Source organism: Romboutsia hominis (assembly GCF_900002575.1).
GTDB lineage: Bacteria > Bacillota > Clostridia > Peptostreptococcales > Peptostreptococcaceae > Romboutsia_C > Romboutsia_C hominis.
The window spans coordinates 196,626-220,272 of sequence record NZ_LN650648.1 but is presented as its reverse complement, the minus strand read 5'-3'; the positions used below and the strand labels follow the sequence as shown (position 1 = coordinate 220,272).

At 30.5% G+C, this 23,647-nt stretch carries 20 protein-coding genes and 1 other RNA gene; 3 read left to right on the top strand and 18 right to left on the bottom strand.

Annotated features, from left to right (window positions below):
• The first annotated feature begins 26 nt into the window (after window positions 1-26).
• On the top strand, window positions 27-1,055 hold the full coding sequence (locus FRIFI_RS00985) for a YeiH family protein (RefSeq protein WP_166504743.1): 1,029 nt from the start codon (window positions 27-29) through the stop codon (window positions 1,053-1,055).
• A gap of 110 nt (window positions 1,056-1,165) precedes the next feature.
• On the top strand, window positions 1,166-2,467 hold the full coding sequence (locus tag FRIFI_RS00980) for a conjugated bile salt MFS transporter (protein WP_166504742.1): 1,302 nt from the start codon (window positions 1,166-1,168) through the stop codon (window positions 2,465-2,467).
• A gap of 533 nt (window positions 2,468-3,000) precedes the next feature.
• Here the strand turns inward: FRIFI_RS00980 and ssrA are convergent.
• From ssrA to FRIFI_RS00960, 4 genes are all read right to left on the bottom strand, one after another.
• Window positions 3,001-3,349: a transfer-messenger RNA gene (ssrA, locus tag FRIFI_RS00975) on the bottom strand.
• A gap of 150 nt (window positions 3,350-3,499) precedes the next feature.
• A complete protein-coding gene (smpB, locus tag FRIFI_RS00970) occupies window positions 3,500-3,955 on the bottom strand; it encodes an SsrA-binding protein SmpB (protein ID WP_092922583.1) in 456 nt (151 codons plus the stop codon).
• A 133-nt stretch (window positions 3,956-4,088) separates the two neighbouring features.
• Window positions 4,089-6,260: a ribonuclease R gene (gene rnr / locus FRIFI_RS00965; protein WP_166504741.1), complete on the bottom strand. Its 2,172-nt coding sequence runs from the start codon at window positions 6,258-6,260 to the stop codon at window positions 4,089-4,091.
• A gap of 359 nt (window positions 6,261-6,619) precedes the next feature.
• The gene (locus tag FRIFI_RS00960) at window positions 6,620-6,931 is read right to left on the bottom strand and encodes a helix-turn-helix domain-containing protein (protein WP_092922577.1); all 312 of its coding nucleotides are present in this window, start codon (window positions 6,929-6,931) and stop codon (window positions 6,620-6,622) included.
• Between the two features lie 303 nt (window positions 6,932-7,234).
• Here FRIFI_RS00960 and FRIFI_RS00955 point away from each other — a divergent pair, with 303 nt between their 5' ends.
• Window positions 7,235-7,591 carry a hypothetical protein gene (locus FRIFI_RS00955; RefSeq protein ID WP_166504740.1) on the top strand — a complete coding sequence of 119 codons (357 nt, stop codon included), beginning with the start codon at window positions 7,235-7,237 and terminating at the stop codon, window positions 7,589-7,591.
• Window positions 7,592-7,680: 89 nt separating this feature from the next.
• On the opposite strand, the gene secG is transcribed toward FRIFI_RS00955, so the two are convergent.
• The 14 genes from secG to FRIFI_RS00885 all read right to left on the bottom strand — a co-directional run bounded on the left by secG (window position 7,681) and on the right by FRIFI_RS00885 (window position 23,430).
• Window positions 7,681-7,908 (bottom strand): preprotein translocase subunit SecG, encoded by a 228-nt coding sequence (gene secG / locus FRIFI_RS00950; RefSeq protein ID WP_166504739.1) that lies wholly within the window; start codon window positions 7,906-7,908, stop codon window positions 7,681-7,683.
• 233 nt (window positions 7,909-8,141) lie between these two features.
• Complete coding sequence (eno, locus tag FRIFI_RS00945; protein ID WP_166504738.1) at window positions 8,142-9,434, bottom strand: phosphopyruvate hydratase; 1,293 nt, start codon at window positions 9,432-9,434, stop codon at window positions 8,142-8,144.
• A 179-nt stretch (window positions 9,435-9,613) separates the two neighbouring features.
• A complete protein-coding gene (gene gpmI, locus FRIFI_RS00940) occupies window positions 9,614-11,143 on the bottom strand; it encodes a 2,3-bisphosphoglycerate-independent phosphoglycerate mutase (protein ID WP_166504737.1) in 1,530 nt (509 codons plus the stop codon).
• A gap of 12 nt (window positions 11,144-11,155) precedes the next feature.
• Entirely contained in the window at window positions 11,156-11,899 is a 744-nt protein-coding gene (gene tpiA / locus FRIFI_RS00935; protein WP_166504736.1) for a triose-phosphate isomerase, read from the bottom strand.
• A gap of 164 nt (window positions 11,900-12,063) precedes the next feature.
• The gene (locus tag FRIFI_RS00930) at window positions 12,064-13,263 is read right to left on the bottom strand and encodes a phosphoglycerate kinase (protein WP_166504735.1); all 1,200 of its coding nucleotides are present in this window, start codon (window positions 13,261-13,263) and stop codon (window positions 12,064-12,066) included.
• Between the two features lie 166 nt (window positions 13,264-13,429).
• Window positions 13,430-14,437, bottom strand: coding sequence for a type I glyceraldehyde-3-phosphate dehydrogenase (gene gap, locus FRIFI_RS00925; RefSeq protein WP_166504734.1), 1,008 nt, complete (start codon window positions 14,435-14,437; stop codon window positions 13,430-13,432).
• A gap of 58 nt (window positions 14,438-14,495) precedes the next feature.
• Complete coding sequence (locus FRIFI_RS00920; RefSeq protein ID WP_166504733.1) at window positions 14,496-15,521, bottom strand: sugar-binding transcriptional regulator; 1,026 nt, start codon at window positions 15,519-15,521, stop codon at window positions 14,496-14,498.
• A gap of 141 nt (window positions 15,522-15,662) precedes the next feature.
• The gene (gene rpoN, locus FRIFI_RS00915) at window positions 15,663-17,009 is read right to left on the bottom strand and encodes an RNA polymerase factor sigma-54 (protein WP_092922553.1); all 1,347 of its coding nucleotides are present in this window, start codon (window positions 17,007-17,009) and stop codon (window positions 15,663-15,665) included.
• Between the two features lie 268 nt (window positions 17,010-17,277).
• The gene (gene hslO, locus FRIFI_RS00910) at window positions 17,278-18,159 is read right to left on the bottom strand and encodes an Hsp33 family molecular chaperone HslO (RefSeq protein WP_092922550.1); all 882 of its coding nucleotides are present in this window, start codon (window positions 18,157-18,159) and stop codon (window positions 17,278-17,280) included.
• Between the two features lie 22 nt (window positions 18,160-18,181).
• On the bottom strand, window positions 18,182-18,928 hold the full coding sequence (locus FRIFI_RS00905) for a class I SAM-dependent methyltransferase (protein ID WP_166504732.1): 747 nt from the start codon (window positions 18,926-18,928) through the stop codon (window positions 18,182-18,184).
• Window positions 18,915-19,157, bottom strand: a complete 243-nt coding sequence (locus FRIFI_RS00900) for a small, acid-soluble spore protein, alpha/beta type (protein WP_166504731.1) — start codon at window positions 19,155-19,157, stop codon at window positions 18,915-18,917. Before FRIFI_RS00900 ends, FRIFI_RS00905 begins: the two co-directional genes overlap by 14 nt.
• A 155-nt stretch (window positions 19,158-19,312) precedes the next feature.
• Window positions 19,313-20,431: an amidohydrolase gene (locus FRIFI_RS00895; protein WP_166504730.1), complete on the bottom strand. Its 1,119-nt coding sequence runs from the start codon at window positions 20,429-20,431 to the stop codon at window positions 19,313-19,315.
• Between the two features lie 475 nt (window positions 20,432-20,906).
• Window positions 20,907-21,422, bottom strand: a complete 516-nt coding sequence (locus tag FRIFI_RS00890) for a nuclear transport factor 2 family protein (protein WP_166504729.1) — start codon at window positions 21,420-21,422, stop codon at window positions 20,907-20,909.
• Between the two features lie 22 nt (window positions 21,423-21,444).
• Window positions 21,445-23,430 carry an FAD-dependent oxidoreductase gene (locus FRIFI_RS00885; protein WP_166504728.1) on the bottom strand — a complete coding sequence of 662 codons (1,986 nt, stop codon included), beginning with the start codon at window positions 23,428-23,430 and terminating at the stop codon, window positions 21,445-21,447.
• Window positions 23,431-23,647: the final 217 nt, after the last annotated feature.

The window sequence follows — 23,647 nt, the reverse complement described above, 5'->3', positions numbered from 1 at the left end:
TATATCATAATAAAAGGAGTACTATAATGAAAAAATTAAATAATAATTTTATAAAAAATATAAAAGGTATATTACCTGGATTTATAGTTTCTATATTAGTAGCATATTTAAGTATACTTATTGCAAAATTTGTTCCAAAGCTTGGAGCAGCATCTATTGCTATATTCTTAGGTATGTTTGTAGGTAATGTATTTTTAAATCATAATATATTTCAAAAGGGATATAAGTTTTCAGAAACTGATTTGTTGTCATACTCAATAGTGTTATTAGGTGCAACATTAAGTATATCTACTATATATGAAATTGGATTTTCTGGAGTAATATTTATAGTATTACAAATGGCAATTACAATAATAGGAGCTTTATATATTGGGAAAAAATTAGGTTTTTCAGACAATTTCAGATATATGATGGCAAGTGGTAATGCAGTATGTGGATCTTCTGCAATAGCAGCAACATCACCTGTAATTGGAGCTGATGATAAGGAAAAAGGAATATCGATAACTATTGTTAACGTAACTGGTATAGTCCTCATGTTCTTATTACCTATGATATCTCAATTCTTATATAATAATGAGATTACTCAAACATCTGCCATGGTCGGAGGTATATTACAATCTGTAGGACAAGTTGTCGCTAGTGGAGCAATGGTAAATGAACATGTAAAAGATTTATCTACAATATTTAAAATTGTACGTATAATATTTTTAGTTGTTGTTGTTTTCGTATTAGGTCATTTAAAACATAAATCAAATAAAGAAATTATAGAAGAAGAAGTACAAGATATGGAAAAAGGAAAAATAAAGGTTCCATGGTATGTAATAGGCTTCTTTATAACTTGTGCCTTATTCTCTTTAAATATAATAAGCAATGATGTTTCAATTCTTTGCAAAGAAATAAGCAATAAATTTGAAATAATTGCTTTAGCTGCTATCGGATTAAGGGTTAATGTAAAGGATTTAATTAAACAAGGAAAATCAGTATCTCTGTATGGATTATTTATAGGGTTATTACAAATTGTTTCTGCAATAATTTTAATTGGAATATTATTATAAGTATAATCTAACCTGTTGTGAAAGTTAAATAACTATTGCAACAGATTAGATAAAAAGTTTAATAAGCTTATTAAACTTTTCTAAATATAAAAGTAAAGAAGGTATTCATCATGGAACAAACAAAACAAAAAAGCACATTTTTTTATGGCTGGTTAATAGTTGTAGGTTGTATGCTTATCCAAGCAGTTCCATACTCATTAGCAGCTAATATTCAACCTGCATTTACAAGTTATGTAACTTCAGGAGAGGGCTTTACTTATACTCAATTTTCACTAATATTCACAATTGGTACTATAGTATCTGCATTATGCTCTCCTTTTATCGGAAAATTATATTCCACTCCTAAAGCAAATATAAAATTGCTATATGTAATAGGTATTATTTTAGTAGGTGTTGGATTTGCATCTATGTCTTTAGCTGAAGGAAATATATTCGCTTATTATGCGCTATCTATATTAGTTCAAATAGGTTCAGCTATAATATCAGCTATAGGAGTTCCTACACTTATAAATAGTTGGTTTACAGAAAATAAGGGTATTGCAATGGGTCTTGCATTCTCTGGTGGAGGACTTGGCAATATGATTCTTCAACAATTTGCAGGTAAATGGCTATCTAATCCAGCAATTGGCTATAAAGGTGCTTATTTAAGATTCGGATTATTAGCTATAATAGTAGCATTACCAATAGCATTATTTGTAATGAGATTACCAAAGTCAAAATCTGAATTAGAAATGAATAAATCAAAGAAATCTAAAAAAACTTCTTCACAAAGCCCTAACTGGGGATATACTTTTGCAGAAGTTAGCAAAATAAAATACTTCTGGATTTTCGCAATATCATTTGTATTTGTAGGATTATATGTTGGTGGAATGGCATTACAATTTATACCATACTTACAAATATTAGAACAAGCTAAAGTATTAACTTTAGGATCAGCATTAGTTGCCTCTCTATTTGGACTGTTTTCAATATTTGGAAACCTTTGTGGTGGCGTTCTGTTTGATAAATTTGGTATAACAAAATCTCTTATACTAGCAGAATTATTAGTTATAATTTGTGGTTTATCTTTAATATTTATTGGTAAGATAAATGCACTTGGATTTGTATTTGCAGTTTGTCTAGGCATATCTATGTTTTCATATATAATAGGACCATCTTATATGACTAGTGCTCTATTTGGTAACAAAGAATTTGGTACTATATTAGGTATTGTACAAATATTCTTTGCGGTTGGATTTGGTTCAGGTTCTACAGTATTTGGATTTATAGTTGATAAGTCTGGCTTTACAAATGCATGGATATCTACAATAATCTATGCTGTAATAGCTTATGCAGGATTATTATATTCTACTAGTTCGATAGTAAAAATGAATAAAGATAATAATGTAATTGAAACTAAAAAAATATCATAAACTTTTAAATTATAATTTTCAATGCAAGTACAACAGTTTATATTTATGTTGTATCAAAGACCTCGGCAAGGTTTTATATCCAAGACACTGCGATGTCTATTATTTATTATACTTACAATTACATCAATATCATATTGAGTTATTATGGCAAAGTTAACTTTTTTATAATAAAATTCTCTTAGTAAACCATTTTAATTTACATTAGTGCCTCTTTACTAAAATGCATAATTAAGTCTAATTGAAATATCAAGACCTCGCCTGTCAATTGTACCGACAGGCTTATCTAAAATTTTTATACTTAAATCTGTAGCCATTGGTTTCTAAAATGAATAACCTACTATTTTAGTATGATACTTAAATTCACTTACAATAACTGATTTTAAACCAATCTATCTCATGAATTTTTGAACTATTTTAATACTTTATCAGTTTTTATAAAGAATTTGACGTATTTTAAATTCATCATAGATACTTTTTTGAATTATAAAAAAACATATTGACTATTATATCAATATGTTTTTCGTGTATTTCAATGGTGGAGACGAGGGGAGTCGAACCCCTGTCCGCAAGTCCTTTCCTCGTTGCTTCTACGTGTGTAGCCAACTGTACTCGAATCTCGTCTCACATATCGCCCAGTGGCAGGCTATATGCTTGACCAGTCCCAATTAGTCCACTTTCGGTCGAGACACCCCGAGAGTAGTTCCCTGCATAGATGAAGTCCAGGCCTAGCCGGCAGGAGGGCGAGGCGGGACTAGCAGCACTATGCTGCTAAAGCGTAATTATCGTTTGCGTTTATTTTAAGTTCCCCAGTTTTTACGTGACCCAGAGTAACACGACACGCAACCCCAAGTTCCAAACCCACGTCGAAACCTTTACGCCCCCGTGGTATTTTATAGTCCTTGGACTTTACTTTCACAAACCTTGTTTTCACCATTTATATTAAGTTGTGTTGTTGATATATTTAATATAATACTTTTTAAAATAAAAATCAATGTTATCTAATGGAATTTTGAATAGTATTTGTAATCACTATTAATATTTTCCTCTTAGTTCTCTTTCTATATTTCTTTGAGCATCTTTTTTAGCTAAATCTTGACGTTTGTCATATAGCTTTTTACCTTTTGCTAGGGCTAATTCTATCTTAACCTTACCATGTTTAAGGTACATACTTAAAGGTATTAATGAATACCCCTTAACAGTAGTTGCTCCTATAAGCTTTCTTATTTCATGTTTGTGAAGTAATAATTTTCTAACTCTAAGAGGGTCTACATTGAATCTATTTCCTTGTTCGTATGGGCTTATATGAACTTGTTTTAAAAATACTTCACTGTTATCTACAGATGCAAATCCATCAGTTAAGTTTACCTTACCTGCTCTTATAGATTTTACTTCTGTACCTTTTAATTCTATTCCACATTCATATGTTTCTTCTATGAAATATTCATGTCTTGCTTTTCTGTTTGTAGCAAGTGTTTTTGTTCCTGCCATACTCTCACCTCTTACTTAAAAATTCTTCACTAACATTTATTAGTAAAAATATACCATAAGTGCATTAAATAGTCAATACCACCCCCTCTGTCGGTATCTCCGACGGAGGGTAGTATTTCGACTATTATATTATCTATTCTTCAATAGATTCTTCAGATTCTATTTCATTTTCATCTTCTAATTTGTATAGTATTTCAAAGTCTATTTCTCTTAAATCTACATTTACATTAGCAACCTTTATTCTAACTGGGTCACCTATTTTGTAAGTCTTTTTAGTTCTTTCTCCTATTATAGTATATGTCATATCGTCATAAATATAATAGTCATCTCCCATATTTGCTAATCGACTTAATCCCTCTACTGTATTTGGAAGTTCTATGAACATACCAAATGATGTTACACTTGATACGATACCATTGTATTCTTCTCCTACTTTGTCTTCCATATATACAGCTTTGTAGTAATCTTTTACATCTCTTTCAGCAAGTTCTGCTGCTCTTTCTCTTTCTGATGATTGAGTTGATGCATATTCTACTGTATGAGCTAGTTGTTCTTGTCTTTTGTTGTTTATTTTATTATTTATATGTTCCTTCATTATTCTGTGTATTTGAAGGTCTGGATATCTTCTTATTGGAGAAGTAAAGTGGCTGTAGTACTGTGCTGCTAGACCAAAGTGTCCACTACATTCTGGTGAATATCTAGCTTGTTTTAGTGAACGTAGCATTATTGTACTTATTGCTTCTTCTTCTCTTGTTCCTTTTATTTTTTCTATTATTGATTGTAATGCTTTTGGATGTACTTCTTCTAAGTCTCCTTTTATAGTATACCCAAATGTAGATATAAATCTACTTAAGTCTTGCATTTTATCTGCTGATGGAGTTTCATGTATTCTATAAACAAATGGCATGTTTAACCAGAAGTAATGCTCTGCTACTGTTTCATTTGTTATAAGCATGAATTCTTCTATTATTTTGTTTGATATTCTTCTTTCGTAGTGTTTTATATCAGCTACTTTTCCTTCTGGTGTTAATATTATTTTAGCTTCTGGGAAGTCAAAGTCTATTGCTCCCCTTTGCTTTCTTCTATTCATTAGTATTTTAGCTAATATTTCAGCATTTTTAAATTCTTCTACTACGTGAGCGAATTTTTCTTTTAACTCTGCATCATCTTTTTCTAATATGTCTGATACTTCTGTATAAGTCATTCTAGCTTTTGAGTTTATTATTGTTTCTTTTATATCGTACTTTTTAACATTACCTTTTCTATCTATTTCCATAAATACTGATAATGTAAGCTTATCTTCATTTGGATTTAAACTACATACTCCATTTGAAAGAGTTTTAGGTAGCATTGGTATTACTGTATCCACTAAGTATACTGAAGTTGCTCTTTTTAATGCTTCTTTGTCTAGTTTGCTTTTTTCATGTACATAGTGAGTAACGTCTGCTATATGTACTCCTAGGCTAAAGTTTCCATTTGGAAGTACTTCTATAGATATAGCGTCGTCTAAGTCTTTTGCGTCTTCACCATCTATTGTGAATATGTTCATATCTCTTATATCTAATCTTCTTCTTATTTCTTCTTGTGTTATTGGCTGTGCTACACTTTCAGCTTCTTGTAATACTTTTTTAGGGAATTCCTCTGGTAATCCATGTGCTCTTATTATTGATAGTATTTCTACTTCTTTAGTTCCTTTTGGTCCTAATACTTCTACTATCTTACCTTCTGGCTTTCTTCCTTCTTGTGGCCATATAGTTATTTGACAAACTACTTTATCTCCAGCCTTTGCACCACTAAAGTATTTTTTAGGTATATATATATCTTGGTTAAATTTCTTTTCATCTGGGATTACAAATCCAAAGCTTTTACTTGGCTGGAATAATCCTACTACTTTTGTTATTTCTCTTTCAAGTATTTTTATTACAGCACCTTCTGCTCTTCTTTCATCTGTTGCTGGTTTTATTATTTCAGCTACTACTCTATCGTTATGCATAGCACTATTTGTTTCACTTGCTGGTATGAATAAGTCTTGAGTGTATTCTTCATCAGATTCTACAAATCCAAATCCTTTTCTATGAGCTACGAATTTTCCTACAAAGTATCCCATTGATTTTGGAGATGTTATTTTTCCCTTTTTAGTTTTACATATATATCCGTCTTCTTCTAATTCTTCTAAAAAATTATAAAACATTGGCATTTCAGTTGGGTGTATTTCAAATATTAATGCTAATTCTTCTTTTTTTAGAGGATTGTATGCTTTGTCATTTATTAAGCCTAATAAACGTTCTTTAAGTCCTGGTAACATTTGTGCTTCCTCCTAAATTTATTTTTAAATTTGTTATTACTTAGTTTGTGTATTTACATACTTTATTAGTATTATAATTTTATTTATTTTTTACTACTTATATTTAAAATATATACTTTTTTAGTAAATATAATACTTATAAAAAATTTTATGTTAAAGAAAACTATTCTTATTAGTCTATTGTATATAAAAAAGCAATTTATTCCAATACAATAGCCATATTTTGTAATTTATATTTTATTTTTATATGAGTTTATATATTTATTCATGTAATTATAGGTATTTTCATATTAAAAAGCTCATGTTTATATATTTTTATAACGCATGAGCTTTATATTATATAATTTATATTTTTTTTATTAATCATAAAGTCCATTTAATACTCTACTTACTGTTGCTTTACTCCATTTTGTTCTCTTTGATATTTCACTATAGCTTAGCTTACAAACTCTTAAGTCTTTTATAAGTTGTATATCTCTATCTGAAATTTGTTTATCTCTTGGTTTTAGAGTATTTTTACTGTCTCTTAATCTTAAGATCTCTGATTTTAATCTTTCTATTTCTACGTCTTTTAATTGTAGTTTGTACTCATAATTATCTCTCATATCATTGAATTCTAATATATAGTTTCTTTTCCATTCATCATCTTGCTTCATCTTAAACACAGCCATAGTTATACCTCCTTGTTTCCATTGTTTTGTAACATCTTTAATCATTTATTTCTTTATGTAACCTAAAAAATCCTTGTTAAATTCAAGATAAGAGTGTATAAAATTCTTGTATTTTTCAACACTTTCAACTAGTAAATTTCAATATATTCTTAGATATTAGTACTTTAAGGTTATACTTTTTGTTTTGATATCATAAATTGTTTTATTTTACTTTATTTTTTTTAGATAACTATGGGTTATTAGGTAGATTTCTTGATTTGCAAGTGCTACTATTTAGTTAATTAGTTTATAGGGAGTGTTTTTATGAGTAAGTTTTGGGATAAATTTTCTTTTTATAATCGTCTTACTTTCAAACCTATCATTATTTGGTCTGTCCTTTTTTTTATAATTGGATTAATTTTTGAGTTTTATGAGTTTCCTAATCAAAATTTTTGTTTTTTAGTTATTACCATCGTTTCAATTACTATGCTTTTTGTGTCTGTTTATAATAAAATTAAGCATATTCCTTATGTATGTAAAAATTGTAGTCATAAGTTTTATATTAAGTTTCATCAGATGTTTGCTATAAATTCTGTTCTTCAATCTAGATTAAAGTGTCCTTTTTGTAATCGTGTTACTTGGGCTGATATTTATATAGAAGAAATTGATGAAAAAAATTAAAGACAACTACTAGTTGTAGCTGCCTCTTTAAAAATTAAATTTAATTTTTAAATCTTAATTTTTATTAAATAATGGCCAATTATTTAATATTATTTTACTAAAAGCATTGCTATTGCATTTATAAAGAATAGTACCCCTGCTACCTTAGTTGTTCTTGCTAAGAATGCTTCTTTTCCTTTCGGCTTGAAGTAACTTTGGTTACCTTCTCCACCAAATTGTGAAGGAACTGCACTTTTTGTATCTTGTGGCATTATGCTTACTACAAGAATTATAGATAGTACTACTTGTACTCCCATTAATATCATACCTAAATCCATCTATATTCCCTCCTTTCCTTCATTAATTGTAGGTTTGTCTTACACTTTAATATATCATATAACCCTAGTGTATTCAAGGTATACAGTATAGTTTGATGTTTTCTGTAATTGTTTTATATTGTATCTTTTCTTTTGTAACACTATGTTGCAATCCATAAAATATTAATAAATTTTATTATATGTAAAAAAGGGGCTTAGATAATCTAAACCCCTTTTATATTACTTTTATTTAATTATTTTTTTAAGTTGTAGAAAGATTTTAATCCACAGTATCTAGCTTGCTCACCAACTGTTTCTTCTATTCTTAATAATTGGTTGTATTTAGCTACTCTATCAGTTCTTGATGGAGCACCAGTTTTTATTTGCCCAGCATTTACTGCTACTGCTAAGTCAGCTATAGTAGTATCTTCAGTTTCTCCTGATCTATGAGATATAACTGCAGTGTATCCAGCTCTCTTAGCCATTTCTATAGCATCTAAAGTTTCAGTTATTGTTCCTATTTGGTTAACTTTAACTAATATAGAGTTAGCTACACCAGCTTCTATTCCTCTTTCTAATCTTTCAGTATTAGTTACGAATAAATCGTCTCCAACTAATTGTAATTTGTTTCCTAATCTATCAGTTAATAACTTCCATCCATCCCAATCTTCTTCATCTAATCCATCTTCTATAGTTATTATTGGGAAGTTGTTAGCCCAATCTTCATATAAATTAACCATTTCTTCAGCAGTTAATTCTCTACCTTCTCCAGCTAAAACATATTTTTTAGTTTCTTTGTTGTACATTTCTGTAGCAGCAACGTCAAGACCTAATCTTACGTCATCTCCTGGCTTGTATCCAGCTTTTTCTATAGCTTCAACTATTAATTCTAAAGCTTCTCTGTTTGATCCTAAGTTTGGAGCGAATCCACCTTCGTCACCTACACCACAAGCTAATCCTCTTTCTCCTAAAACTTTCTTTAATGAATGGAATACTTCTGCACCCATTCTTAATCCTTCTTTAAATGTTTTAGCTCCAACTGGTAATATCATGAACTCTTGTACGTCAACGTTATTATCAGCATGTTCTCCACCATTTAATATGTTCATCATTGGCACTGGTAATTGCTTAGCATTTACTCCACCTATGTATTGGAATAATGGTAATCCTACTTCATCAGCAGCAGCTCTAGCTACAGCCATAGAAACACCTAATATTGCGTTAGCTCCTAACTTACCTTTGTTTGGAGTTCCATCTAATTCTATCATTAATGCATCTATTCCTGGTTGGTCAAATGCATCCATTCCTTCTAATTCAGGAGCTATTATTTCATTTACATTAGCAACAGCTTTTTCAGTACCTTTTCCTAAGTATCTTGACTTGTCGCCATCTCTTAACTCAACAGCTTCAAAAGCTCCTGTTGATGCTCCTGATGGAACTATTGCTCTACCTTGAGCTCCACTTTCTAAAGCTACTTCAACCTCTACAGTTGGATTTCCTCTTGAGTCTAATACTTCTCTAGCATATACTAATTCTATAACTGACATGTTTGTATCTCCCTTCGATTTTAAATGGTTTATTTGCTACTTTTAATGTCTAAATTTTAAAAATTAAGTAAACTACTTAATATTATACCTATTTTTAAGAATATAATATCTTATATTTAATAAAAAAATTCTTTGATGGGGTTTTATATTTTATTATTTTATAGTTTTAATTTTAAAATTTATTTTATTATTAAAGATTCACCAGTCATTTGTTCTGGTTTATCTAAATTCATCATTTCTAATATTGTAGGTGCTATATCACATAATCTTCCGCCTTCTCTTAGGCTTAATGATTTATCTTTTTCTCCTACTAATATAAATGGTACTGGATTTGTAGAGTGTGCTGTTATAGTAGATTTAGTTTCTGGGTCTTGCATAAGTTCTACATTACCATGGTCAGCAGTTATTATAGCCTCTCCACCTTTAGAAAGTATCTTTTCTACTACCTTTCCTACACATTCATCTACAGTTTCAACAGCTTTTATTGCTGCTTTTATTACACCTGTATGTCCTACCATATCAGGATTTGCGAAATTTACAACTATAAAGTCGTATTTGTCTTCATCTATTTTAGCAAGTAACTTATCTGTTACTTCATAAGCACTCATCTCTGGTTGTAAATCATAAGTTGCAACCTTTGGCGATGGTACTAGTTCTCTATCTTCACCTTCATTAGGTTCTTCAACTCCACCATTGAAGAAGAATGTAACGTGAGCGTATTTTTCAGTTTCTGCTGTTCTTAATTGCTTTTTACCGTTTTTCGCTAAATATTCCCCTAATGTATTTTCAAGGCTTTGAGGTTTAAATGCTACATGTACATTTTTTATAGTTATGTCATATGTAGTTAAACATGTAAAGTATGTTTTCATGTTTGGTCTCTCAAATCCTGTAAAATCTGTATCTACTATTGCTCTAGTTATCTCCCTAGCTCTATCTGGTCTAAAGTTACCAAATACTATTGAATCCCCTTCTTTTATAAGACCTACTGGGTGTCCATTTTCTACTATAACTGTTGGAAGAACGAATTCATCATTCTTATCTTCTGCATAAGAGTTTTCTACAGCTTCTTTTGCACTAGATGCAGTTAATCCTTTTCCATTAACCATTGCATCATATGCAAGCTTAATTCTATCCCATCTCTTATCTCTGTCCATAGCATAGTATCTTCCAGAAACTGAAGCAAATTTACCTACTCCAAGTTCTTTCATGTAGTCTTCTACATCTTGTATATATTTTAATGCGCTTTTAGGATCTGTATCTCTACCATCTGTGAATGCATGTACATATACATTTTCAACACCATTTTCTTTGGCCATCTTTAAAATGCCTTTTAAATGGTCTATATGTGAATGTACTCCACCATCAGATACTAATCCCATTAAATGAAGTGCGCTAGTCTTAGCATTTTTCATAGTTTCTAGTAAGACTTCGTTTTTGAATAAATCTCCATCTTCTATTGCCTTACTAACTCTAGTTAAGTCTTGATATACTATTCTTCCTGCCCCAATGTTAGTGTGTCCTACTTCTGAGTTACCCATTTGTCCATTTGGAAGACCTACATCAAGTCCACTAGCACTTATTAAAGTGTGCGGATATTCTTTTATTAAGTTGTCTAGATTAGGAGTATTTGCATTTAGTACAGCGTTTCCGTCTACTATTTTGCTTTCTCCAAAACCATCCATTATTATTAATGCTATAGGCTTTTTCATAGTTTCCTCTCCTTAGTAGTTAACAAGTTGAGTGTAGTCACTTGCTTCTAAGCTAGCTCCACCAACTAATGCTCCATCTATATCACTTTGACCCATTATTTCAGCTACGTTAGCAGGCTTAACACTTCCACCGTATTGAATTCTAACTTCGTTAGCTAGGTCTCCGTATATATCTTTTACAACTTCTCTTATGTATTTTATTACATCATTAGCATCTTCACTAGTTGCAGTCTTTCCAGTTCCTATAGCCCATATTGGCTCATATGCTATAACAACCTTAGCTAAATCTTCTTTAGCCACGTTTTCTAAAGCTTTTTCAACTTGAACTTTACAAACTGCTTTAGTTTCTCCGGCTTCTCTTTCTTCTAAAGTTTCACCAACACATAATATTGGATCTATTGAAACTTCTAAAGCTTTTAAAACTTTTTTATTTACTGTTTCATTAGTTTCGTTGAAGTATTGTCTTCTTTCTGAGTGTCCTATTACAACATAGTCTATATCTAATTCTTTTAACATAAGTGGTGATACTTCTCCAGTGAATGCCCCTTTTTCTTCAAAGTGCATATTTTGAGCACCTATCTTTATGTTAGTTCCTTTAGTTGCTTCCTTTAAGTCTTTTAATAAAGTGAAAGGTGCACATATTACAGCTTCTACTTTATCATTGTTTACTTTATCTTTAACTTCATTCACAAAAGCTATACCTTCTGCTATAGTTTTGTGCATTTTCCAGTTTCCTGCTATTATAGGCTTTCTCATTTTTTACTCCTCCACTTTTGATTAAACCCAAGAGAAACCTTATTTAAGATTTCCCTAGATTTAATAAATATTTATTAAGGCAGCTCTACCTATTAAGGTAAAACTAAACTGTGGTCATATATATAAATGTTTGACAAATAAATGTCTTACGATAATTTTCAAATTTATTTGTTATCTAAAGCTACTATACCTGGTAATTCTTTACCTTCTAAGAATTCTAAAGAAGCTCCTCCACCTGTTGATACGTGAGTCATCTTATCTCCAAATCCTAATTGGTTAACTGCAGCAGCACTATCTCCACCACCTATTACAGTAGTAGCATCAGTTAAATCTGCCATAGCTTTAGCAACAGCTAATGTACCTTTATTGAAGTTTTCGAACTCGAATACTCCCATTGGTCCATTCCATACTATTGTTTTAGAGTTTTTAACTGTATTTACATATAACTCTATTGTTTTAGGTCCTATATCTAGTCCCATGAATCCTTCTGGTATATTTGCATCTTCAGTTATAACTGGTTTAACATCAGCAAATTTATCAGCAACAGCGTTGTCTATTGGTAATAATAACTTAACGCCTTTTTCTTCTGCTTTTTTCATCATTTCTCTAGCATAGTCTACTTTTTCTTCTTCTACTAGAGAAGTTCCTATTTCATATCCTTGTGCTTTTAAGAATGTATAAGCCATTCCTCCACCTATTATTAGGTTGTCTACTTTTTCTAATAATTGTTCTATAACAGCTATCTTATCAGATACCTTAGCTCCTCCAAGTATAGCAGTAAAAGGTCTTACTGGTGTTTCAACAGCTTCTCCTAAGAACTTTAATTCCTTTTGGATTAAGTATCCGCAAGCTCTTTCTTCTAAGAACTCACCAGCTCCTACTGTTGAACAGTGTGCTCTATGAGCAGTTCCGAATGCATCGTTTACAAATATTTCAGCAAGTGATGCTAATTCTTTTGAGAAATTTTCTTCGTTTTTAGTTTCTTCTTTTCTATATCTAGTGTTTTGTAGTAATACTACATCACCATTTTCCATCTTTTCTACAGCAGCTTTTGCATTTTCTCCTACAACGTTATCATCAGCTGCAAATACAACTTCTTTACCTAACATTTCTGATAGTCTAGTAGCTACTGGTGCTAAAGATAATTCTGGCTTAGCTTCTCCTTTTGGTTTTCCTAAGTGAGAACATAATATAACTTTTGCTCCATTTTCTATTAAGTATTTTATTGTTGGTAAAGCTCCGTTTAATCTGTTTTCATCTGTTATAACGCCATCTTTTAGAGGCACATTGAAATCACATCTTACTAAAACTTTTTTTCCACATACATTTATATCTTCTATAGTCTTTTTATTAAGCATTGACATATTTATCTCTCTCCTTTTAAATCGAGCTAACCCATTGTTAAAATGAATAATCTTTCCATAACACCGAATTTAGCATACCTTATTTTTAGTTGTTATTTGTTGTAAGTCTCTTTTAAAAAAGTCCTAAGCCTGTAGTTTAAACTACAAGCCTGGACTCTATATTAAATTACTTAGCTAAACCAGCAAAGTATCCTAATGTTCTTATTAATTGAGCAGTGTAAGACATTTCATTGTCATACCAAGAAGTAACTTTAACTAATTGTTGTCCGTCTACTTCCATAACTCTTGTTTGAGTTGCATCAAATAATGAACCAAAGTCTATTCCTATTATATCTGAAGATACTAATGGCTCTTCAGTATATCCAAATGATTCATTTGAAGCAGCTTTCATAGTAGCGTTTATTTCTTCTACTGTAACATTTTTATCTAATGTACAAACTAATTCAGTTAAAGAACCAGTTATAACTGGAACTCTTTGAGCTCCTCCGTCTAATTTACCTTTTAATTCTGGTATAACTAAACCTATAGCTTTTGCAGCACCTGTAGTGTTAGGAACTATACTTGCAGCAGCAGCTCTAGCTCTTCTTAAATCTCCCTTAGCGTGAGGACCATCTAATGTATTTTGGTCATTAGTGTATGCATGTATTGTAGTCATGAATCCTTTTTGTAATCCAAATGCATCATTTAATGCTTTAGCCATTGGTGCTAAGCAGTTAGTTGTACAAGATGCCCCTGATATAACAGTCTCTGTTCCATCTAATACATCATGGTTAACATTGAATACTACAGTTTTTAAGTCTCCTGTAGCTGGTGCAGATATAACAACTTTTTTAGCTCCAGCTTCTAAATGAAGTCCAGCCTTCTCTTGAGAAGTAAAGAATCCAGTACATTCTAATACTATATCAACTCCAAGTTCAGCCCATGGTAAATCAGCTGGGTTTCTTTCAGCAGTAACTTTTATTTCATGTCCATTAACTACGAAAGCACCTTCTTTAACTTCTATTTCACCATTGAATCTTCCTTGTGCAGAGTCATACTTGAATAAGTGAGCTAATGTTTTAGCATCTGTTAAGTCGTTTATAGCAACAACTTCAAACTTATCTGTTTGCTCCATTAATTTTCTTAAAGCTAATCTTCCTATTCTACCAAATCCGTTTATAGCAACTTTAACCATAATGCTACCTCCTAAATTGTGTATAAAATATATTTTTACTAGCAATGCTAGTTATAAACTATTGTAATAACTCTAATATTTTATTTGCACTTTCTTCATCTGTTACTAGTGATATGTTTTTATTGATATTTGTCATAGCTATAAAAGATTCTGCTTTTTGAGTTCCAGCAAATATAGCTATGTTCTCTTTAGTTTTTTTGAAAGTATCTAGATGTATCCCTACAGTATTTAGCTTGCATACTATTTCACCATCTTTATTGAAATAATGTCCAAATGCTTCCCCTATTGCATCTTTATCAATAAGTTCTTGTATTCTTTCTTCTGGAAGCCTTCTTTTTTTGGCCATCTCCAGTGCAATTCCTATTCCAAACACTAATACATCAGTTTTTTCAATCATATCTAAAGTCTTTTTTATTTGAGGCTCTTGTGTAAGTGTTTTCATAGCCTCCGTACCTAGTTCATCAGGTATATGTAATAATTTGTAGTTTGCTCCTAATTTCTTACTTGTTGTCGCTACTATGTTGTTAGATTGACTTACTACATCTTTTCCCATACTACCTCTTGCAGGTACTACAGTTGTATTTTCGTATTTTTTGTCAGTCTTTATAGCATTTGAAAACTCTAACATAGTACTTCCACCTGTTATAGAAACTACATCTCCATCTTTTAAGATACTTAAGAAATACTCTGATCCTAGTTTTGCTATATCTTTTATTAAGCTAGGATTTTGATCATAGCTACCAGGCACTAGTAAAACTTTCTTTATTCCAAGCTTTTCTCTTACCTTTTCTTGTAGCGTTGATAATCCCATGATATCGTTCATGATATCTTTAAGCTCCTCTAAAAGATCCATACCTTCTTGAGTCATGGTCATTCCAGATACTGCTACCTCTATAAGACCTTGTTCTTTTAGAAACTCAGTTTCTGATCTTACGACCCTCTCACTAATTCCTAAAACATTTGATAAGGTTCTCCTACCTATTGGTTCACTCAAGGATATCTGTCTTAAAATAGAGTATCTTTTCTCCATTAGCTCTATAACTTGTGGAATTAGTTTTTGTTGAATTTTTATTAAGTTATTCATATTGTCTCCTTCATCAACGTCCACTGAGGGACTTTTTATGTCCCCGTGTATTTTTTTAGTCCCACAAGATAATTTTATTGTAAATGAAATGTAAATATATTTCAATAGTTTTTGAGATATTTTTATTTTTATTTTCTAATACTAGTATTGTTTTCTCTTACTTGAAGATGGTATTTTAAGCTCTTCTCTATATTTAGCAATCGTTCTCCTAGCTATATTAATCCCTTCTTCTTTTAACATACTTGCTATCTTGTCGTCACTTAATGGCTTTTTCTTATTTTCCGCTTTTATTTTATCCTGTATCATTTTTTTTATGCTTAAGCTAGATGTACCCTCATCTTTATTAGATTCTATAGCGCTACTAAAAAAATATCTAAATTCAAATATTCCAAAAGTTGTTAGCATATACTTTCCATTTACACCTCTACTTATTGTAGATTCATGAAAACCTAATCTATCAGCAATATCTTTCATCCTCATAGGCTTTATATACCTGACTCCATTTTCAAAAAACTCTCGTTGAGACTTTACAATTTCTTTTGCTATTTTCATAATTGTACTATTTCTACTTTCTATGCTCTTAATTAGCATTGTCGCTGAATTTAATTTTTCCTTTATAAACGACTTTGCACTATTATCTGAGCTTGCATTTTTTAGTATTTCTTTATAAAAATTATTTATGTTTAATTGATAGTTATCGTTAGTATTTCTATATACTATAAACTCCCCATCTAATTTTTCGACTATTACATCTGGATGTATATACATACTACTTTCTTTACTAACAGATATACCTGGCTTTGGATTTAGACTTTTAACTATTTCCATCATATCTACACACTGTTGCAGAGATATTTTGTATTTTTTACTAATATCCCTATATTTATTATTTCCTATCAATTCTAAGTCATTTAATATAATTTTTTCTAATATTTCATTGTCTATACCTAAATTTCTTATTTGTATAATTAAGCATTCTGATATGTTTCTTGCTCCTACACCATTTGGTTCTAATTGTTGTATATTTAATAAGCAGCTTTCAAATAACTCTTTATCTATATTTAATTCACTTATTATTTCTTCTTCATTTACTCTTAAATATCCATCTTCATCTAGACTGTCGATAATATAGTCACAAACTTCCATTTCTTTTTTACTTAGCTTATATAAACTTATATGAAAATGTAAGTCTTCATATAAGCTTGATGAATACTTTACCATATTTTCAAAGCTAACTTCATTATCCCTGTTGTAGCTAACCTCATTTTTATCATATAAGTTGGACTTTTCAATATTTTTAATATATGCTTCCCAATCTATTTCTGTAGTTTTTTCTGCATCTATTAAAGGATTTTCTTCACATTCTCTTTTTATTTCTTCGTCTAGCTCTAACTTACTCATATTTAGTATAGCTAATGATTGCTTTAACTGAGTCGTCATTACTAGGCTTTGAGATTGAGTTAGTTCCAGTCCTTGGTTAAAGTTCATTACCTATTCACCCCATTGTTATATGTAATTTTTTATAATAAAAATTCGCTTTGCTTGAGCCATGTATGGGCGAACTATTTCATATTGCCAACGACTTCGTCCGCTGCTCAAAAATTCTTTTTTACTTTTTTCAAATATATTAATATAACTTTAATTTATAGATTATCCACGATTTCCAAGGCGATAAATTCCCTTAGTAAGTAAAAAAGCTCTTTTGCATAAGTATATTTTACCATTTAATAAGGTACTTAGCAAAAGAGCTTATTTTTTAGTTTTCTAAGCTATTTAATAGTTCTATTAATTCTTCTTCATTAAAATTATATTTTGAGTTACAGAATTGACATCCTATTTCAGCTTTTTTATCTTCTTCTATTATTTCTTGAAGTTGTCTCTTTCCTATAGAAACTAGCGCTTCTCCAACTTTTTCTTTTGAACATTCACATTCAAATCCAACTTCTATTTTATCTAATATTCTTGGGTTTAGTCCTTCTAATACTATACTTAATATATCTTCTGGAGTTTTTCCTTCTAACATCATATTTGTTATTGAGTCTAACTTAGATATATTTTGCTCTAGTTGAGATATTGTCTCTTCTGTTGCATCTGGCATAAGCTGAACAACAAATCCTCCTGCATGTTCTACTTCATACTCTGTTGTAAGAACACCTAATGATACTACAGATGGTGTTTGCTCTGATAATGCAAAATAATGTGTGAAGTCTTCTGCTATTTCACCGCTTACAAGTGGGTATGCTCCATTGTAAGGCTCTCTAAGACCTAAGTCCTTTATAACCTTAACTACTCCATCAGTTCCTACTGCTGCAGCCACGTTAAGCTTTCCATTTTCATAATCTGGTACTTCTACTTGTGGATTTTGAACATATCCTTTTACCATTCCTGTAGAATCAGATGTTGTAAGTATAGTTCCTATTGGACCTCCACCTTTTATTATAACAGTAACCTTGTCACCTTTATTTTTCATCATTAACCCCATTATTGATGTTGCTGTTAATGTTCTCCCTAAAGCCGCTGTTGCAACCTTTGTTGTACCATGTACTTCTCTTGCTTTTTCTACAAGGTTAGTAGTAGTTGCTACGAAAGCTCTAACTTGACCTTCTCCTGCAGTTGCTCTTATTACATAATCCTTCATAACAATTCCTCCATATATGCCTTTATTTTCTACCTACAAAGAATATCCTTTCACTATCTTCTTTTGGTGCTTCAAATGTAAAATCTGAATAAACTTTTATATCTTTAAATCCTACTGATTGTAACATGTCTAATATTTCTTCTTCTGTATATGCTCTTTGTTGATGAACTTCTTCAAATCTTTCAAATCTACCGTCTTCATCTTTTACAAAGAAGGCTAATTCCATTTCTACTAGATTTTCTTCATCATCAAAGTAGTTTTGCCACATATAAGCTATGTCTTCCCTATTTTCTCCATACATGTTGTTTCCAAGTACAGATGACAATTTATAGAATGAACTTATATCAAATATAAATAATCCATTTTCCTTTAAAAGTTCATATGTCTTTTTAAATACATTTTCTAAATCTTCATCATATGTTATATAATTGAATCCATCACAAGCACATAATACGCAGTCTAAATTTGTTATATCAAAGTCTAATTCAGCTATATCTTGTTGTAGTAATACTAACTCTACACCTTCTTTTTCTGCTTTTTCTCTAGCTACTCCAAGCATTTCTTCTGATATATCTATTCCTGCAATATCGTAGTTTTTCTTAGTTAATGGTATAGTTAAATTTCCTGTACCACAAGCTAATTCTAATATATTCTGTACTTTAGTACCTTCTTTTTCTATTATTTTTTCTATATACTCAACCCATCCATTATAATCAACTTCATTCATAAGTTCATCATAGATGAATGCAAAATCTTTATACTGATCCATCCTCTTTATTTGACTCCTCCATCTTTTTCTTTTGTTTTTTTCTAGATGTGAGTATTCCACCAATTCTTCCAGCTTCTTTAGCTGTAAGACCTGCCCAGCCTAATTCATTTACCTTGTCTATTAGACCTAGTTCTGATGCTATCTCATATTTCATTATATCATTGTCTGTCAATATTTTTTTCTTTTTAGATTTACTTGTACTTTTTTTGCCTGGCTTATTTAAATCCATAAAAAACACCCCTTTACATATTTGTATTCTTGTCATTTAGACGAAATTTATACAAACATTTATAGGGGTATCCTTTAATTATAAAAACTCATTTCTTTAACTATATATTAAATAATTCTTATTTTATACTCATAGTATAAATTTTTAAATGTATTTTAACATATTGATCTCTTATGTTTTAACAATTTAATAAATATTTCTAGACCATTTCTTAAAACTTCTTCATCAAAATCAAAATTAATGTTATGAAGTCCATTAACAAACCCTTTTTCTATATTTCTTGCTCCTAGCATGAAAAATAATCCTGGTACTTCTTTTTGATAATATGAAAAGTCCTCTGATATCATAAGTGGCTCAAGTTGTATTAGCCTATCTTTATCTATGATTTGTATAAATTCTTCATATAACTTTTTATCATTATTAACAGCTGGGTAATCATCTCTTATTTTTAAATCTACTTTGCAATTATATAAAACTTCCATTCCTTTACACACTTCTAGTATTCTTTTTTTAATCTTACTATATACTTCTGGCTTAAATGTTCTTATTGTGCCTTGTAAATTAACATTTTCAGCTATAATATTTCTTCTTGTTCCTCCATTTATAATTCCTATGCTAAGTACAGCTGTATCAATAGGACTTACATTTCTGGATATTATAGTTTGAAGATTAGTGACTAAATTCGAGGCAACTACAACTCCATCTATTCCATTTTGAGGCATTGCTCCATGCCCACTTTTAGCATATATATTTATATCTATATCTCCTGCCTGTGCCATAAAATATCCACTTCTTACTCCTATATATCCTGTTTCTATATCTGGATATATATGAAGACCATAAATTTCATCTATATTATATTCTTGTATTATTCCTGCTTCAATCAACTCATTAGCTCCACCTGGACCTTCTTCTGCTTGTTGAAATATAAATACTATATCATCCTTTAATTTTTCTTTATTCATACTGATAAATTCTATAAGACCTAGTAATATACTCATATGTCCATCATGTCCACATAAGTGTTTCGGACCTTCATCTGTTAACAATCCATCCATATCTGCTCTAAATGCTATAGTTTTATCACCATTATTTCCTTTTATAATTCCTACGATAGATGTATCTAGATATTCTTTATATGATATATTAATTCCATCTAAATAATCCTTTATGTATTGTGACGTCTTAAACTCTTTTCTTCCTAGCTCTGCAATGGAATTTAATATCTTTCTATGTTTGTTAATCTTATTCTCTAAAGGTATATTTTTTATCATATACTTCCCCCCTTAATATATCGTTTTGTTAACTTATTTATATTTGAATCTCGACCCCGATAGCTTTTATAATGGTTTCACTATAAATAATATATTCTCCAATTCCGTACAGACTCTACATTTTCCTTCATATTTTATATACAAAAATAAAATTCAATGAATCTGACTATACTTGTACTCTATTTTTAAAGATATAAAAAATTCGCTGCGCTTGAGCGACGTGTCGGCAAAACACTTCATGTCGCCAACGACTTCGTCCGTTGCTCAAAATGTCTTTTTTACGCTCATAAAACTAATTGGTATTGCTTAATTTCAATAATTATCTACAGTTTATGAAGTATCATAATTTCCTTAAGCGTAAAAAAAGACCCTCGTAAGGATCTTTAAAAACAATATATATTATTAAAAATAAGGATAGTTTTATATTTAATACAAAAGCTTTATATCCTACATAAGAGTTAATCACTTGACTATTTTATTCTTTACTATGCATATTATAAGTAATCTTTGCACTTTTTGGATCATTTCTATCCCATCTTTCTTCAAATGTACGCTTATATCCAATTGTCTTTATCTTCCATTCTCCATTAACTTTTTCATAGCTTTCACGATAAAATGCTCCACCTCTAATTCCCATATTTCTATCTAATAATATTAGGTTATCTCCTAAATACCAATATGCAAAAGCTACAGTATCACTTTCAAACTCGATTTCAGGAGTATGACATTGATGCATAGTTATATGTTCTGGTGGCATACAAGTTCTAAAGAAATTTACAACTTCTTCTTTACCTGTAAAAGAAAGTTTTCCATCTGAGTAACTTGTCGTTACATCCTCACAAAAACATTCTCCTATTGTATCCCATAGCTTAGAGTCTAAGCAACGTAGATATTTTCCCTTCAAACTTTTTATAGATTCTATATCTTTAAGTCTTGTAATTTCCTTTTCCATTTGTATTAATCTTTGTTCTAACTTTTCAATAGTACTCATACCGGATCCCCCTCTTTAATTTTTAATTTGCAATCGCTTTTTCGCTATCTAAATTTTCTACATCTCCTATTTTTCTTGCAAGTATTGCTCCTGCTTCAATAGCATGATGGACTTGTCCTGGCTTGTTGGCATCTCCTATAATGTGTACTTCAATATCTTTTAGTTCATCTGCTAAATTATTTACCGGTTTTGCACCACAACAGAAAATTATTTTACTAAATCCACTTAGCACTTCTTCTTTTCCATCTTTTTCAACTATAACTCCTGTACCATCTTCTGTAATTTCTAAAAGTTTTGTATTAGTGCTCATTACAACGCCTTTTTCATTAAGCATTTTCATAAGAGGTACTTTATTATTTGGGCATAGATTTGGTGCAATTTCACCTAACATTTCAATCATATGAATTTGTACAGGTCCTACTGCATTGTGCAATATGGTTTCAGTAACTTCACATCCTACAAGACTACCTCCAACTACAAGAACCTTTCCATGTATTGCATCTTTAACCTTTGCAGATAGCACATCACTACCTGTTATAGCATCAATATTTTCTATGCCTTTTACTTTTGGTATAAACGGAGTTGAACCAGTTGAGATAATACATACATTTGCATTTAATTCTTTTATATACTCAGCTGTTGCTTCTGTATTTAATTTTATATCTACATTAGATTTTTCAACTTGAACTTTTAAATATTTAACCCATCTTGTTAAATCTTGTTTGTGAGGAGGAATAGCTGCAAGATTTATTTGACCTCCAAGTCTATCTGACTTTTCAATTAAAGTAACTTTATGACCTCTTTTAGCTGCAACTCTTGCAGTTTCTAAACCAGCTGGTCCACCACCTACTATTACTACATTTTTCTTTATTTTTGCTTCTGTAATAGCCATTTCTTTTTCACGCCCAAGTTCAGGGTTTATTGCACATTTTGCAACTGGGTTAGATCTTTCTCTTGTTATACAAGGTCCACCGCAACTTGCACATGGTCTTATATCTTCATATCTTCCTTCAAACCCTTTATTTACAAGTTCAGGATCAGCAAGTAAAGGTCTACCAAATACTACTCCATCTACAACGTCTCTTTCAACTAAACTTTCGCCAAGTTTTATATCATTAATCTTACCAACTACAAATACAGGTACTTTAGAAACTTTTTTAATAGCTTCAGCTTCTTTTATATTTACTCCTGGTGACTCATAATGGCAAGGGATTATTTTCCAACATAATTCATATTGAGTACCACCAGAAATTTCAAAAGCATCTACCCCAGCTTCTACAAATTTAGGTACTAAATACAACATATCATTTAATGTATTTCCGCCTAATACTCTTTCATCGCCTGAAATTCTCATAAGTATAGGGAAATCATCTCCAGCTTTTTTCTTTATATTTTTAATTACATCAAAAGCAAATTTAGCTCTACCGTCTAAATTACCTCCATAGCAATCTGTTCTTTTATTTCTAAGTGGAGATAAGAAAGAACCTGCTAACATATATGCATGGGCACAGTGAAACTCTACCCCGTCGCAACCTGCTTCTTTAGCTCTTCTTGCAGCATCACCATATTGCTCAACTATAGCTTCAATTTCTTCTACTTTAAGTTCTCTAACTGATTTTCCTAAACTATTTATATAGTTTGAAGAAGCTACTGGTGTTTTACCAAACATCCATGAAATAGATTCAGGTCCTGGATGTGTAATTTGAGGAAATAATTTTGAACCATTTGCATGAATTTCATCTACAAACGATTTGAATTTAGGGATAAATTTATCTTCTCCTAAACTAATTGTAAATCCTAAATATGGAACTGAGCTATCCACTGTAACTGCGTCTACAACAATAAGACCTACTCCACCCTTGGCTCTTTCAATCCAGAAGTCTTGAAGTCTTGAACTTACATTTCCATCTTTTTCTTCATAGCCAAGGCTCATAGGCGCCATTAAAACTCTATTTTTTATTTCAACATTGCCTATGTTAATTGGTGTATATAGTTTAAAATTATCCATAATTACTTCTCCCTTAAATAAATTTTAATAGTTGTTTTGAATTTTATTAGGTGTAATTATTTGGAATTTAATTGTTTTAAATTCTATTATTTTGAATTAATTAAGTTTAATCTGAATATTTGAATAGTATAAAATGTAACTGTTTTGAATTTTATTGAAAATAATATGTTTTTAAGTATTAAAAGTATATTTCAATTTCATTGTAGCAACCCTTTTC

What these genes read in the sequence shown, in the direction of transcription:
- FRIFI_RS00960 (WP_092922577.1), bottom strand. Translation starts at nt 6,931, where the DNA reads ATGGCTGTGTTTAAGATGAAGCAAGATGATGAATGGAAAAGAAACTAT.
- FRIFI_RS00930 (WP_166504735.1), bottom strand. Translation starts at nt 13,263, where the DNA reads ATGTCAATGCTTAATAAAAAGACTATAGAAGATATAAATGTATGTGGA.
- FRIFI_RS00905 (WP_166504732.1), bottom strand. Translation starts at nt 18,928, where the DNA reads ATGGATCAGTATAAAGATTTTGCATTCATCTATGATGAACTTATGAAT.
- smpB (WP_092922583.1), bottom strand. Translation starts at nt 3,955, where the DNA reads ATGGCAGGAACAAAAACACTTGCTACAAACAGAAAAGCAAGACATGAA.
- tpiA (WP_166504736.1), bottom strand. Translation starts at nt 11,899, where the DNA reads ATGAGAAAGCCTATAATAGCAGGAAACTGGAAAATGCACAAAACTATA.
- FRIFI_RS00885 (WP_166504728.1), bottom strand. Translation starts at nt 23,430, where the DNA reads ATGGATAATTTTAAACTATATACACCAATTAACATAGGCAATGTTGAA.
- hslO (WP_092922550.1), bottom strand. Translation starts at nt 18,159, where the DNA reads ATGAAGGATTATGTAATAAGAGCAACTGCAGGAGAAGGTCAAGTTAGA.
- FRIFI_RS00890 (WP_166504729.1), bottom strand. Translation starts at nt 21,422, where the DNA reads ATGAGTACTATTGAAAAGTTAGAACAAAGATTAATACAAATGGAAAAG.
- FRIFI_RS00900 (WP_166504731.1), bottom strand. Translation starts at nt 19,157, where the DNA reads ATGGATTTAAATAAGCCAGGCAAAAAAAGTACAAGTAAATCTAAAAAG.
- FRIFI_RS00955 (WP_166504740.1), top strand. Translation starts at nt 7,235, where the DNA reads ATGAGTAAGTTTTGGGATAAATTTTCTTTTTATAATCGTCTTACTTTC.
- gap (WP_166504734.1), bottom strand. Translation starts at nt 14,437, where the DNA reads ATGGTTAAAGTTGCTATAAACGGATTTGGTAGAATAGGAAGATTAGCT.
- rnr (WP_166504741.1), bottom strand. Translation starts at nt 6,260, where the DNA reads ATGTTACCAGGACTTAAAGAACGTTTATTAGGCTTAATAAATGACAAA.
- eno (WP_166504738.1), bottom strand. Translation starts at nt 9,434, where the DNA reads ATGTCAGTTATAGAATTAGTATATGCTAGAGAAGTATTAGACTCAAGA.
- FRIFI_RS00985 (WP_166504743.1), top strand. Translation starts at nt 27, where the DNA reads ATGAAAAAATTAAATAATAATTTTATAAAAAATATAAAAGGTATATTA.
- FRIFI_RS00920 (WP_166504733.1), bottom strand. Translation starts at nt 15,521, where the DNA reads ATGAATAACTTAATAAAAATTCAACAAAAACTAATTCCACAAGTTATA.
- FRIFI_RS00895 (WP_166504730.1), bottom strand. Translation starts at nt 20,431, where the DNA reads ATGATAAAAAATATACCTTTAGAGAATAAGATTAACAAACATAGAAAG.
- secG (WP_166504739.1), bottom strand. Translation starts at nt 7,908, where the DNA reads ATGGATTTAGGTATGATATTAATGGGAGTACAAGTAGTACTATCTATA.
- rpoN (WP_092922553.1), bottom strand. Translation starts at nt 17,009, where the DNA reads ATGAACTTTAACCAAGGACTGGAACTAACTCAATCTCAAAGCCTAGTA.
- FRIFI_RS00980 (WP_166504742.1), top strand. Translation starts at nt 1,166, where the DNA reads ATGGAACAAACAAAACAAAAAAGCACATTTTTTTATGGCTGGTTAATA.
- gpmI (WP_166504737.1), bottom strand. Translation starts at nt 11,143, where the DNA reads ATGAAAAAGCCTATAGCATTAATAATAATGGATGGTTTTGGAGAAAGC.